The organism is bacterium (assembly GCA_016700035.1).
Classification (GTDB): Bacteria; Patescibacteriota; Saccharimonadia; order CAILAD01.
Window position 1 is genome coordinate 614,153 of record CP064998.1, and the last position, 13,958, is coordinate 628,110.

At 45.7% G+C, this 13,958-nt stretch carries 10 protein-coding genes; 1 reads left to right on the top strand and 9 read right to left on the bottom strand.

The window, feature by feature from the left end; all coding sequences use genetic code 11:
• Positions 1-14 precede the first annotated feature (14 nt).
• Positions 15-2,828: an excinuclease ABC subunit UvrA gene (gene uvrA / locus IPM44_03045; protein QQS26674.1), complete on the bottom strand. Its 2,814-nt coding sequence runs from the start codon at positions 2,826-2,828 to the stop codon at positions 15-17.
• Positions 2,829-2,997: 169 nt separating this feature from the next.
• Between uvrA and IPM44_03050 the strand changes: the two genes are divergently transcribed.
• Positions 2,998-3,708 (top strand): hypothetical protein, encoded by a 711-nt coding sequence (locus IPM44_03050; protein ID QQS26675.1) that lies wholly within the window; start codon positions 2,998-3,000, stop codon positions 3,706-3,708.
• 71 nt (positions 3,709-3,779) lie between these two features.
• Here IPM44_03050 and IPM44_03055 read toward each other — a convergent pair whose 3' ends face one another.
• The 8 genes from IPM44_03055 to IPM44_03090 form a co-directional block, all read right to left on the bottom strand.
• Positions 3,780-5,045 (bottom strand): hypothetical protein, encoded by a 1,266-nt coding sequence (locus tag IPM44_03055; protein QQS26676.1) that lies wholly within the window; start codon positions 5,043-5,045, stop codon positions 3,780-3,782.
• Between the two features lie 61 nt (positions 5,046-5,106).
• Positions 5,107-5,757, bottom strand: a complete 651-nt coding sequence (locus IPM44_03060) for a hypothetical protein (protein ID QQS26677.1) — start codon at positions 5,755-5,757, stop codon at positions 5,107-5,109.
• Between the two features lie 49 nt (positions 5,758-5,806).
• Entirely contained in the window at positions 5,807-7,081 is a 1,275-nt protein-coding gene (locus IPM44_03065) for a hypothetical protein (protein ID QQS26678.1), read from the bottom strand.
• 3 nt (positions 7,082-7,084) lie between these two features.
• On the bottom strand, positions 7,085-9,073 hold the full coding sequence (uvrB, locus tag IPM44_03070; protein QQS26679.1) for an excinuclease ABC subunit UvrB: 1,989 nt from the start codon (positions 9,071-9,073) through the stop codon (positions 7,085-7,087).
• A gap of 112 nt (positions 9,074-9,185) precedes the next feature.
• Positions 9,186-9,800, bottom strand: coding sequence for a hypothetical protein (locus tag IPM44_03075; GenBank protein ID QQS26680.1), 615 nt, complete (start codon positions 9,798-9,800; stop codon positions 9,186-9,188).
• Positions 9,801-9,881: 81 nt separating this feature from the next.
• Positions 9,882-11,333: a hypothetical protein gene (locus IPM44_03080; GenBank protein QQS26681.1), complete on the bottom strand. Its 1,452-nt coding sequence runs from the start codon at positions 11,331-11,333 to the stop codon at positions 9,882-9,884.
• A 106-nt stretch (positions 11,334-11,439) separates the two neighbouring features.
• Positions 11,440-11,682, bottom strand: coding sequence for a peptidoglycan-binding protein (locus IPM44_03085; GenBank protein ID QQS27372.1), 243 nt, complete (start codon positions 11,680-11,682; stop codon positions 11,440-11,442).
• A 791-nt stretch (positions 11,683-12,473) separates the two neighbouring features.
• Positions 12,474-13,949, bottom strand: coding sequence for a hypothetical protein (locus tag IPM44_03090; GenBank protein ID QQS26682.1), 1,476 nt, complete (start codon positions 13,947-13,949; stop codon positions 12,474-12,476).
• Positions 13,950-13,958: the final 9 nt, after the last annotated feature.

A 13,958-nucleotide genomic window follows, 5' to 3' on the forward strand; every position in this document is an offset into this window, starting at 1 on the left:
ATCTGGCAAATAGACTATGTGAGAATGCGCTTAAGATAGCGTCCAGTATGGCTCGCCGCAACTTTTGCGATAGCCTCTGGTGTCCCTTCGGCAATAATTGTACCGCCACCCGATCCACCTTCTGGCCCCAGATCAATCACCCAATCGGCCGACTTAATAATATCTAGGTTATGCTCAATTATCAGCACACTGTTGCCCTTTTCCACCAGCTGATGCAAAACTTCCAGTAAGCGCTTAACATCTTCAAAATGCAACCCGGTTGTTGGTTCATCCAAAATATAGAGGGTTTTACCCGTTGCTCGCCTGGACAGTTCAGAAGCTAACTTAATACGCTGAGCTTCACCGCCCGAAAGTGTGGTGGCAGGCTGACCCAAATGAATATAGCCTAAGCCCACATCATTGAGCGTGCCAAGCTTACGCTCGATAGTTGGGATATTAGCGAAGAATTCAGTTGCCTCTTCAACCGTCATCTCCAACACATCGGCAATCGTCTTATCCTTATAGGTAACCTCCAGAGCTTCACGATTATAGCGCTTACCATTACAAGTCTCGCAAGTAACATAGACATCGGGTAAGAAATGCATTTCAATTTTTATGATACCGTCGCCCCTACAAGTCTCACAGCGCCCACCCTTAACATTAAAACTAAACCGGCCGGCCGCATAACCTCGAATCTTAGCCTCGGGTACCTGAGCAAACAGGTCTCGAATATCGGTAAAAGCACCCGTGTAGGTAGCTGGGTTAGAGCGCGGAGTACGCCCAATCGGGCTTTGATCAATATCAATCACCTTATCAAGATTATCCGTCCCTTCAATCCGTGAATGTTTACCGGCCGGTTCTTGCGAGCGATGATATTCCTGACTGAGCTTACGCGCTAGAATATCATTTACTAAACTTGACTTGCCAGATCCTGAAACCCCCGAAACTACCGTCATATTACCGAGCGGAATTTCGATATCAATATTTTTAAGATTATTTTCTGTCGCTCCAACAATCTTGAGTGATTTACCGTTGCCCTTGCGTCTTTTCGTTGGCACCGCTATCTGCTTTGCACCCGACAAATATTGGCCTGTTATTGAATTCGAAACTTTAGCAACTTCATCTGGTGTGCCAGCTGCCACCACTTCCCCACCATGCACTCCAGCGGCCGGACCAATATCTACCACATAATCAGAGGCCCGGATTGTATCCTCATCATGCTCTACTACAATTACTGTATTGCCGAGATTTTTGAGTCGCTGTAGGGTTTCGATTAAGCGATCATTATCGCGTTGATGCAAACCAATCGAAGGCTCATCTAAAATATATAACACCCCCATTAGTGAACTACCAATCTGAGTAGCTAGTCGAATTCGCTGGGCTTCACCGCCGGCCAGGGTATTAGCCGAACGATCAAGTGTGAGATAGCTCAAACCTACATCATTTAAGAAAGTTAGACGTTCAGAAATCTCCTTAAGTATCTGCTTGGCGATCTTCGTATCGGTGGCATTCAAAGTTAAGCTGGTGAAATACTGCAAAGCTTTTTCAACCGACATTTCCACCACATCCGCAATCGACTTATCATTGATGGTAATTGCTAAAACTTCCGGCTTGAGGCGCTTACCCCGACAAACCGGACAGGTCATATGAGTCATGTAGCGCTCAATCTCTCCCTTCACAAAATCACTCTCACTCTCACGATAGCGTCGCTCCAGATTTGGGATCACCCCCTCAAAAGTTGTGGAATATGATCGTCCACCCGGCCCTGGTACTTTAATGATTTCTTCTCCAGTTCCGTAGAGTACATTCATTAACTGTTCATGCGTCAGGCTCATAATTGGCTCGTCTAACGAAAAGTTATGGATCTGTGCCACGGCTTCCATCAGCTTGGTATACCAAGTCATCCGGCTTGTAGTGCGACTCCACGGCCGAATTGCCCCCTCATTAATACTCAGACGTTGATTTGGGATCACCAGTTCAGAATCCACCACGCGTAAAGAACCTAGACCGGTACAATTTGGACAAGCCCCGTGTGGAGCGTTAAAAGAAAACAAGCGCGGTTCAATTTCTGAGAGTGAAAAGCCAGAATTAGTGGTAGCGTAATGCTCGGAATAAACCTGCTCATTGTCAGTTTCATGTTCCTGCACAATAAGTACCCCTTCACCTAGCTTTAGAGCTTGCTCCACAGCTTCAGCCAGTCTCTGATGACTATCGGCATCTACCACCAAGCGATCTACTATCACTTCAACGGTATGCTTTTTTTGCTTTTCTAGCTCGATCACTTCATCGAGATCTACCACATCACCATCAATGCGAGCTCGCAAATAACCAGCCCTCTGTAATTCTGCTAGAACATGCCGATGTTCACCTTTTTTGCCTTTTATGACTGGTGCTAAAATAACTATTCGAGTACCCTGTGGGTGAGCTTCAATAGATTCAATAATCTGAGCCGAGGTTTGCTTAGTTAGTACTTCGCCGGTTTTTGGATCGTGCGGAATACCTATACGAGCAAATAAAAGTCGTAAGTAATCATAAATTTCAGTTACCGTAGCCACTGTTGATCGCGGGTTGCGACTAGTCGACTTTTGGTCAATCGAAATAGCTGGCGAAAGTCCTTCAATCTGATCTACATCCGGCTTCTCCATGAGCCCCAAGAACTGCCTAGCATAAGCCGATAACGACTCCACATAGCGGCGCTGACCTTCGGCATAAATAGTATCAAAAGCTAGCGACGATTTACCGGAACCAGAAAGTCCAGTAATTGTGACCAACTTATCGCGCGGAATTTCGAGGTTAATATTTTTTAGATTATGCTCGCGAGCACCGCGAATAATCAATTTATCGTGCATCTTGCCTCTTTCCTTTCGGGTAAAAATAGCCTGTAAGAATCTACCAAACTAGGGGCAGATTATACGCTGATTAGAGCAGTTTTTCAAGCCTCACATGCAGTACAATATTTTGCTATCCATAACCACTTTCGGGTATAATATTGCATAACTAATTTGGAGTAATACGTTTATGCCGCCAGTTGGAACCACCCCCGACGCCAAACCATCCCTACCGCAAATCCCATCTGCTGGAGATACCAATGCTAAGGGTGAAGCTTATAAGCTGTTTAACGAGGCCAATGTAGCGCCTATTGCACCAGCTAATGTAATGCCTCAGCCAGCTCCAGCGTTTGGCGAACAACCAGCACCGACTCCAACTGAACAGGCAACCCCCAAAGAAGAAGCCATCCCAACCGATGTTATGCCAGCTGAGCCAGGCGCCATAAAAGTGCCAGTTGCTACCACACCCAGTCCAACCCCCGTCGAAGCTACTCCGGACCCAATGACTGCTTTCGTACCAAAACCCTTAGAGACTAATATTACTCCGCCAGCTCCAGCAACAGCCCCACCGAGCCCAGCTGCTCCACCTAATTATCCAACGCCAGACTGGAACGCCATGGAAAGCTCCGCCAAGGCTGGCGCCGTACCCACCAACCCAAACTCTGAAGCACCGACTCCAGTAGCCTACGATGAACTAGAGCAATCTAAGCTTGATGCCGAAGTTGTTGGAGATCCAGAAATGCAAAAGTTTTATGAGTATGTAACCGATGACCCAAATGCAATGATTGCAATTCTACAGGGCGCCATGAAGGAAGATAGTGCTGAAAAAAGAAGTGAGAAGCTTAGAGCAATTTGGCCAACAATCAGCAAATGGGCTGCCAAAAACATTATTCCACGCTAACTAAAACTATTCTTTACCTAAAAAACCACCTCTTAAATAGGTGGTTTTTTAGGTCTTACGCTCGAGTTTAATCAAGCAGCTTTTTTAAGAATATCCTGAATAACTCGTTCAGCATCTTCTAGCCTGCGGCGCTGCTCTGCAGAGAGCTGAATAATATCACCGGTATTTTCAGATGTTACTTCTGCCGTCTCGTTCACGGCCTTCTCAACTAGATTCTCTGAATTCTCTGGCGTAACATACTCTGCCTGATTAATACGGACATCTGAAACATCTGCTCCGCCAGCTACAGGTGGTTCTATTTCTTTATTATCACTATCAGCTTCAGCTACAGGTGACCCTACTGCTTCTTTCAATTCTGTCGCTGAATCTATTTTGACCACCTCCGATTCTACATCTGGCTTTAGTTCTGGGAATGGCGTATCTTCTACTGTCGGTGCTGCCTCAGATTTATTACCGTCAGCTTCAATACCGTCGGCTTGCCCTAGACCCTCTATCTTCTCCTCTGTAGAATTAGCTTTTTCTTCTGGATAGGTTGGATCCGAGTCCACTTTGCTATTCGTAGCGTCAGCAGCTGGCAGTGTTTTATTAATTTCAGCTTCAATGGCCGCCGCCTCATCAACTGCACTGGCCTCTAATTTGGCTGCAAAATCATCTGGCTTTTCTGGATTAACTAAAGCTTCGGACTCTGATGCTGCTAACTCCGATGACAACTCTGGCGAAGCTGGCGACGTGCTTGTATCAACCGCACTACTCGATGTATCAACCTCAACCCCGGAACCATCAACCGCATCCTTTTTTTGCCATTGCTCTAACTGACCAAGCTCCGAGTTAGGCTCCTGAGATTCTGTATTATCCACTACAACTGTCTCTGACGAGGTATTTATTGCGGCTGATTCATTGGATGGTACCGCATCAACTTTAACTGCCGTAGAAAACTCACCAGGTGAAACGGGCTCAGGTGAACTATCCTCCGTATTGTCCTCGGTAGTCTCTTCAGCGGCCTCCGGTGCACTAACAGTATCTTGACCCACATCACTTGCCTCAACCGGCGCGCTAATTTCACTCTCCGCCAACCCTTCTTGGCCTCCTGCTGACTCAGACTTTGCCTCTACCGGACTAACCGTAGCGCCCGACAGATCAACTGTTGCAGGACCCGCCCCAGCCATATCCATATGAGCCGGCGCAACCTCTCCACCTTCAACTGAGTTATGCTCACCCGTAGTATCCTTTATAGCAACCGCACCATCTTGGCCTTCTGCACCCTGCGCAACTGCAGGAGCCACAGCCTCTGGAGCCTCTGGCCCATGCGAGTGTAATAGTTCTCCAAAAAATCCCATAAAACTTTAACCCTCTTTTGCTTATTTTGTAGTTAGTATAACACAAAATATTTTTCTTATGCTAGCTTCGCGCACCACGCTGAGCTAACTCAAATTGTGTAATTGTCGCAACCGTCTGTTGCTCCAAATTTCGGGCAGCGTTGCCATATTGCGTTCTTGTTAGCCCTTCAAAAATCCTCTGTAATGTGCGGAGAGACTCAATCACTTTGGCTGCTGATATCTGAGCCGCTTTAGCCCCTTCTTCTCCGCCTGTTTGCTCAGCAACCCGCAAGCTGACAATTGCTGTTTCAAGTGACTGTGACACCACAGGTAGCTGATCAAGTCCTGGAATTTGATGTACATCTGGCCCAATAGCCATATTCATCAATGTGCGCATGTCATTATTATTCTGGATATTGCGAATAGTATCAGCCGAATTGGCCAATTCGCGCATACTAGACAATATTTCACGCGACCGAGCAGCTGGCTCTCGGTTCGCTGGCATTCCTTTTTGTTCACCCGATACTGCAGATGTATTTTGATCGGCAGTCGATGGGGCTGTAGATTCTGATGCGTCAGGTTGAGTGCGCACCTCTAAGGCCTTTCGATCATTTGTTTCGGCTGCAATTTGTCGCAACGCATTAGTCGTCTCAACCGTTTTTGATGACAAGCCTTGATGCTGCTCGCCACTCATCGACCCACGAAACGCTTCTGTATTCCCAAATGTCGACATCTTAGGCTACATTATAGCACTTATGGTGTAGGTACGTCGACCAAGACCGCTACCTATCACCCGCTCTGTATTTCCCGTCGCGCGGATACTCAACGTTTGGCTGGCCGTAGAGATCGGTAAATATATCTTTTGTAGACATAATATGCGAGCCGCCGTAGGCTATAAAGACTTTCTTACCGCGTGCAACTTGGGCAGCCACAGCGGTCGAGAGTTCGCGATCCCTAATTGCACCCTGTTCAGCCCAAAACTTACCCAACTGACTCTCGTCGTGGGGATCAGCGCTCAGCTCGAAAAGCATCAGTGGCGGTATAAATTTCAGCTCACCGTTCAATGTATCAACCTCCAGACGAGACGGGATTTGCATCGACTCGAGCCAGGCATTCATCTGCGCAATTGCCGGTTCGAGCTTCGTCAAGATGTCTTGTCGGATCATAAGAAAATCACTTTGAGCTTCAGGAATGTCTTGCGTGAAATACTTTTTATCATCCTCGCTAAATAGCGGATACTTATCGGATAATCCCACAGCAGCGAGCTGCGGATAAATGTCTAAGAGAACATCACCAACAGGCTGCTTTGCTTCTTCTGAGTTTCCTGAACCGCCGAAGCTGTATTCTGGCCGTGCCTGCAAAGCCCGCAAAGCAAATGCAAGTGCTGTTACTTCACGCGCAAGCCCTTGGTTCTCAAACTCAGCTGCTGTAATTTCATTGATATTCAATGGCTCACCCGGCACCGCCTCGACCCCCATCTGGCGGGCAAGAAATTGTAAGCCTCCAGATTCGGTCCGTTTTTGTACTGCCTCGCTCCAACTACCTGATTCATCGGGATAACCCTCATAAATCAAAACTACGTTTTCTACTCCCTGCCCCATAACAAACTGTCGAAATTGCTCGGCAATGTAGCGATTATTGAAAGAGTCCGGAGCGTAGTCATGTCCATCAGCCCACTTACCCTCCATCAGGCCATAACGAGTAACATCTTTAGCCGGCTTGCCAGTACGTGGCTCAAATTTCTCTGAATTCACCGACGCAATTACCTTCAGACTACCGTCAAGATACGTGTCGGTCTCCATACCGCCATGCGTTAACCGTTCGGCTTGATGCCTGTCATATCCTTCACCATAACTTGCGTATTTGCCCCAAACTTTCTGCACTCGTTCTCGTGGCTCCAATTGATTTACCTCCCCTTCGATAGCTTGTCCACCCACACTACTTACAGCCTCAAGCTGCCTACCTTCAATAATTTTTTGTAAGTCATCCGCAACCTGAGCCTGATGACTCCCAGATTCTGATTGTTGCTGATTAGCGCTTGTCTCTGGTGTTGTCATATATTATTTCCTTTTTATCTCCCGACCAGCCTGAAAATCACGTATTTCAGCAATCTGATCACGCAACTCAGCTGCTTTTTCAAATTGTAAATTGGCAGCCGCCAGCTCCATCTGTTCATTTAATTGACGTACTAAGTGCTTGAGCTCATCTTTCGGAATTTTTGCAAGATCCAGAACTTGTACATCTGCCACTTCAGCCTCGCGCTCTTCCGCTATCCGCTCCGCAATGGCCTTTTTAATTCCCTGCGGGGTTATGCCATGCGTATCATTGTAGGCCAGCTGTTTTTCGCGCCGACGGTTGGTTTCTTCAATTGCCACCTGCATCGAGCCGGTCACCCGATCGGCATACATAATAACTTTTCCTTCCACATGGCGAGCTGCCCGACCAATCGTCTGGATTAAGCTAGATGTAGATCGCAAAAAACCTTCTTTATCAGCATCAATAATTGCCACCAAAGATACCTCAGGTAAATCCAACCCTTCGCGTAATAAGTTAATCCCCACCAAAACGTCATACACACCTAGCCGTAAATCACGCAGAATATCGGTCCGCTCCAATGTGTGCACTTCCGAATGCAAGTACTGCACTTTTATACCAATATCCATCAAATATTCCGTTAAATCTTCAGCCATCCGCTTCGTCAGAGTAGTCACCAGAGTGCGTTGACCTTTTTTAACCCGCTCGCGTACCTCACCTATCAAGTCATCCACCTGGTGTTCAACTGGACGCACTTCTATCTCTGGATCCAGCAGTCCAGTTGGTCGAATAATCTGCTCGGCCACATGCGATGAACGCGATAGCTCATAATCGGCTGGTGTGGCCGAAACATACACCACCTGATTGATGTGTCGATCAAACTCTGTAAAAGTTAATGGCCGATTATCCAGCGCACTCGGTAAACGAAAACCATGCTCCACCAGCACCTCTTTACGCGCCCGATCACCGTTAAACATACCGCGTACCTGCGGCACAGTAATGTGACTCTCATCAATCATCATTAGAAAATCATCCGGAAAATAATCTAGTAAGGTTGCCGGTTGCTCACCCGGCTCGCGGTTGGTCAAATATCTTGAATAATTTTCAATTCCCTTCACATAGCCAGTTTGCTCTAAAATTTCTAGATCATACTTCACGCGCTGTTCAATGCGCTGAGCCTCCAAATGCATATCCTGTGACTTATACCAAGCCACGCGCTCGGTCGACTCCTCGTGAATTCGCTCCATGGCCTTTTGGATCTGCTCCTTTGGTGCCACATAATGTTTAGCTGGAAAAATTGTCACTTCAGTGGGGCGGCCAACCACCTCACCCGTGAGGGGTGTCAACTTAGTAATCGACTCCACCACATCACCAAAAAACTGAATTCGATAAGCCTCTTCCCCATCGGCTGGAATTATATCAATATTTTCTCCTCTTACCCGAAAAGTTCCACGCTGAAAGTTTTGGTCATTACGCGCATATTGAATGTCGGTTAAGAGACGCAAGAATTTATCTCGCTTTTTCATCTCGCCCACTTTTATGGCAATCGACATATTAGCAAAGTCTTCCACCGAACCAATGCCATAAATACAGCTCACCGACGCCACAATTAAAACATCCTGACGAGAAAGCAGGGCCGAAGTGGCCGCTAGACGCAAACGATCAATCTCTTCATTGATGGCTGAGTCTTTTTCAATGTAGGTATCCGAGCGAGCTATGTAGGCTTCTGGCTGATAGTAGTCAAAATAGCTCACAAAATAATGTACAGCATTATCTGGAAAGAACTCTTTAAACTCCGAATACAGTTGAGCTGCCAATGTTTTGTTGTGGGAAAGAACCAAGGTTGGGCGATTTATTTTGGCGACCAAATTCGCCATGGTAAATGTCTTACCGGAACCAGTCACACCCAAAAGAGTTTGCTCTCGTGCCCCATCGCGTAAGCCTGCATATAGTTTCTCTATCGCACCTGGCTGATCACCAGATGGCTCATATTTCGCCCGTAAGTTAAATGCCATAACCTACATTATATATGAAAAATATGACCACCCGGCATGGGATAGCCATACTAATCATCGTCATTAATACCTATACTTAATAATAACTGATTGGTGTAATAATATTACAATCCTATCGCTTAATTGGGTAGTTAGTTGATCCAAGTCGATACATCGAATACACATAAACAGGCTTATCCCCAGCTGAACGAGCAATGAAGTTAATGTATCTAGGTATACCCGTAGTATTGCCATCTAAATATAGACAACGAGTGAAATTTCCGGGTGCAAGGGGTCCAATTGCACCGCCTGAAGATGCAGCAATGGCACTACTATTGCCTTGTAGATATGCCATTATCGCCCAAGATCCCACCTCCCCGGTTGAATATCCTTCAAAGCAGTATGTATCACCCTGGGGGACACTGGAATATTCAAATACTGAAATACGGTTTTGCCCATCTGAGCTAATTCGACTCTGAATAGCCGGTCTATTATTTTTTGTAGCCATACTACCAGATTCAACCTTAAGCATTGAGGCCGTCCAAGTGTACGCCGCAGCCTTACTTAAACGCACAAATAGGTAGCCAAGCCCCACCACTAATACTGCCCCAATCAATACAGCTACTTTCCAACTAAACTTACGCTTTTTATTCAGGACACTTAAGCCAGCTATCCGACTCTTTGGTTTAGCTTTAGACTTAGTCGATTTAGTTAATGGCTTTTTAGTAGTTGATATTTTAGCTGACATTGAGATTATACCCTCTTATTTGTTTAGATATTAAATGTATTAATACTTATGCTTAAATTTAGCTGACCTGCAACTAGTCTGTCAAACTTTCTTAGGTTTCTTTTTGAAATATAGGTAGTATCCAACTAGCCCAGCCACCGAGACATATACCACCCATTCACCCAGATATGTGTAAATGGTTTTTACACTGTTAGCCTGCACACTAGCCATTACTGCGCCACCAGATTTAGCATAGTTTTTTGCAAGTACTCGCCCGTCCTTATCTATAATATAAGCTGGCCCACCCTTTGCCCCCTGAATAAACGGGCGGGCATGGGCAACTGCTGCAAGCTTATTCATATTTTGGCTTTCAACATGAAACAGGGGTGATATTCCCATCGTGTCTAGGGCAGCCGAGTTAGTAAAGATGTTTGCACCGGCCTGAGCTAGCTGACTATAAAAATCAGGCGCTATTACCCCAGAACAAGCGTGTGCGCCATAACTCACCCCTTCAAAAATATAGGGTTTTTCTATTTCTCTACCACGATTAACACTCTTCTGATTATTAAAGTCGAGCAGTAACTGCTCCTGGCCAGCATAGGCCAACACTACTTGATACAGATACGGCACATACTCACCGGCCGGTACCACAAACCATTTTTGTTGCTGGTTTAAAATCCTGCCATCAGTTGCTTGAAAGGTTAGCATGTTGTGACCTATACCAGCAACGTTTTCACGCGCACTATGTATGATTAACCCGTCAGACTTCTTCATTACTCGACCAATAACCGGCTTATCGGCTTCAATCCCTTCTTCAAAATAATGTGAATACTCGGGCAGCACTAATACATCTAGTGACCTATCTGCAAAACCCTTAAGCTGTTCGTATGATTCTTTTGAGAACATTGTGGGCTGATCCTTATAGGGATAACGAACAGCTCCAACCATTCTTTGCGGGCCGCTCGACTGCGCATAGAGTATGTAGCCCAGCCAAGATAACGTAGCTAAAACTAAGATAATCGGCGCAAAAGGTACAATTGAACGCTTCTTATACGATTGATAGCCGGCCACAAATAACAGCGCAACCACACCGCTTAGTAAATATAATCCACCAAACCTCGCCATAAACACTAGTGGAGTTTCGGCTAAATAGTAGCCAAAATTACCAAATGTCCAATACGGCCCGATTTGCCCACCCGGACCCATACTGGTAATGGAAAAAATAACAGCTCGAGCATATTCTGCCACCAGCCAAAGTGCTGGAACTATAATCAATGCGCGACCTTCAGATAGCTTGAGCTTAAATAATCTATATAGCCATAAGAACAATACAAAACCCAGCGCAAAGCTGGCTGTCATAATTAATCCAGCCGAAAGTCCTACTACCTTAATTGCAAAACCCTGAGCAATCTCGGCAGTTCGTACGCCAAACATCCACGATACGACCACCCCAAAATACACACAACCAACTAAGAAAGCTGTCCAGTATGGATGGTTGTGGGTGAAGTTACGGAGGCGATGGTGACGGGCGTTATGACGCTTGTGTTTTTTCATCTGTTAGTGATTATGCTGTTAGTGAGAGAAAAAATAAAGCCCACTTGATATGTTTATCCAGAGGGCTTTATTTAGTTTAGTTATTTGGTGTACCAATACTTTTTAACTACAGTGTACAACCTTGTTTAGCAGCTGGATCAGAGCAATTATTGGCCTGAACCATGCGCGCCCAAGTTCTAGGGCCAACCACTCCATCTTGAGTGAGGCCAGTCTTTTGTTGGAATAATTTTACATTATCGGCAGTTTTTTGACCATAGATACCATCTACATCTATGGTATAGCCTAACTGTTTAAGTTTTAGTTGAATCATCGAGACACAGAAGTTTTGATTACCAATACCATTGTTCATATTAGCGCAGTCTGGTGTGTTAGGAGCGGGGGCTGGAGGGGCAGGAGCGGGGGCTGGAGTACTGAGGCTGGCATTGGGTTGGGTGGGGGCTTGGGCGGGAGGGGCGGATATAAGCTCTTCACGCATAGAATAGAAGTAGGCCTTTTGACCAACCGCCGCATCAATAATAAAGTAGATATCCTTACGTGCCTGGGCGCTTTTAGCCTCAAGGTCGAAACATTTTGTAGCTTTACCATTTGTTGGCCCATCTAACCTCTCATAAAATCCAAACTTAGTCGTATCATTAACATACGCCCAAGATGAAATCGTGACAGGACCAGACGTTGCATACTGAAAGCAGTAGCTGGTCTTACCATAATATATTCCATCGACGCTACTAGTTAAGCTGATGCTCTCGATCCCATTTTTTTCAATAGATCCAATTGCCTGCGAGCCGTCAATTTTGTTAACAACCTCTCCAGCTAAGTCGCCACCTGCGTAACGCCACTCTGTAGCCCCAAGCACCCTACTATTACCTGCCTGACTCAACCGTACAAACAAATAGCCTAGAGCTGCGACCAGTACGACTACAATAATGATAGCTATTTTCCAGTTAAACTTGCGTTTTTTGTTTAATATACTAGAGCCAGCTATCCGACTCTTTGGTTTGGTTTTAGACTTAGTAGATTTAGTTAATGGTCTTTTAGGAGTTGATACTTTAGCGGGCATTGTAGTTATGTTTCCTTAGTATTTATTTAGATATTTAATGTATTAATGATTATGCTTAAATTTAGTTGAGGCACGGTGGAGTGTCAAATTTTTAGTTGGCGGTTTTTAAACCTAGAGAGAATATATTTTTTAATCAACATATAGGCAGTTACCGCAATTGCCCCATACACTATCCATTCACCTAAATAAGTGTATAGGGTTTTGGTTCCGTTAGTCTGCACATCTGCTACTACCACTCCACCAGTTTTAGAGAATGTAAAAGCCACCTCCCTACCGTCACGATCTAGGATATAGGCTGGACCACCTTTTGCTCCTTGAACAAATGGCTTGGCGTGCGCAACGGCAGCCAATCGATTAGTTTGCTCAGCTTCATAATGCAAGAGCGACGAAAGACCCATTGTATCTAGAGCGGCAGAGTTTATGAAAATATCTGACCCCTGCTGGGCTAGCTGATTATAAAAGTCCGGTGATAAAACCCCAGAACAAGCGTGCGCACCATACCGTACCCCACGATACTCGAATGGTCGCTCAGGTGTTTCGCCACGCTCCACACTCTTTTGTTGATTAAAGTTTAATAGCAGTTGTTCCTGGCCAGCGTAAGCTAAAATTACCTGATAAATATATGGCACATACTCGCCGGCCGGTACCACAAACCACTTTTGCTGTTGGTTTAAAAGTTTACCATCGGCCGAGTGGAAACTCAGCATATTGTGCCCCAATGTCATAATATTCTCATTCGCACTATGCACCACCAGGCCTTGCGCATCTTTTGTGACTGACTGAATAATCGCCGAATCAGGTGGAACGTCTTCACTCGAAGCAAAATAATGTGAATATTCTGGCAGAACCAAAGTATCAACCTTCTGACCGACTCCCATACTCACCACATTATAACTTTCAGCAGCCGTGGTGTAGGCACTATTTTTATTAGCGTATCTTACTGCCCCAATACGTAGCATTGGACCGCTTGACTGACGATAAGCTAGCCAACCTAAGCCGGCTCCAACTGTCACGATACTCATTACCATAATTAATGGTTGCCATCGGCGCAGTTTATATAATTGGTAGCCAGCTACAAAAATTGCCACCACAACAAAACTAAGCAAATAAAGACCGCCAAATCGCGCTAAATAAACGAGTGGCGTCTCGGCAAGCAGATAGCCAAAGTCACCATACGCCCAATATGGCCCGATGCGCCCGCCTGGACCAAGGCTCACAATTGAAAATAATATAGCCCGCACATATTCTGCGACCACCCAAAGCATTGGGATAAGCCATACCGCTCTTGGCTCTGCTAGACTAATACGCAAGCGACGCTTGAGCCATACAAACAATACAAAGCCCAGCGATAGGCTGGTAATCATGATTATAGCCGCCGAAGCCGCCACTAGCTTGACGGCAAAACCTTGAGCAATCTCGGCTGTCCGTACGCCAAACATCCACGATACTACCACTCCAAAATACACACAACCAATTAGAAAAGCTGTCCAGTATGGACGGTTGTGAGTGAAGTTACGAAGGTGGTGATGACGACTGTTATTACGCTTGTGTTTTTTCATCTGTAAGTG

Coding starts and splice junctions, on each gene's coding strand:
- uvrA (QQS26674.1), bottom strand. CDS start 2,828: ATGCACGATAAATTGATTATTCGCGGTGCTCGCGAGCATAATCTAAAA.
- IPM44_03050 (QQS26675.1), top strand. CDS start 2,998: ATGCCGCCAGTTGGAACCACCCCCGACGCCAAACCATCCCTACCGCAA.
- IPM44_03055 (QQS26676.1), bottom strand. CDS start 5,045: ATGGGATTTTTTGGAGAACTATTACACTCGCATGGGCCAGAGGCTCCA.
- IPM44_03060 (QQS26677.1), bottom strand. CDS start 5,757: ATGTCGACATTTGGGAATACAGAAGCGTTTCGTGGGTCGATGAGTGGC.
- IPM44_03065 (QQS26678.1), bottom strand. CDS start 7,081: ATGACAACACCAGAGACAAGCGCTAATCAGCAACAATCAGAATCTGGG.
- uvrB (QQS26679.1), bottom strand. CDS start 9,073: ATGGCATTTAACTTACGGGCGAAATATGAGCCATCTGGTGATCAGCCA.
- IPM44_03075 (QQS26680.1), bottom strand. CDS start 9,800: ATGTCAGCTAAAATATCAACTACTAAAAAGCCATTAACTAAATCGACT.
- IPM44_03080 (QQS26681.1), bottom strand. CDS start 11,333: ATGAAAAAACACAAGCGTCATAACGCCCGTCACCATCGCCTCCGTAAC.
- IPM44_03085 (QQS27372.1), bottom strand. CDS start 11,682: ATGAACAATGGTATTGGTAATCAAAACTTCTGTGTCTCGATGATTCAA.
- IPM44_03090 (QQS26682.1), bottom strand. CDS start 13,949: ATGAAAAAACACAAGCGTAATAACAGTCGTCATCACCACCTTCGTAAC.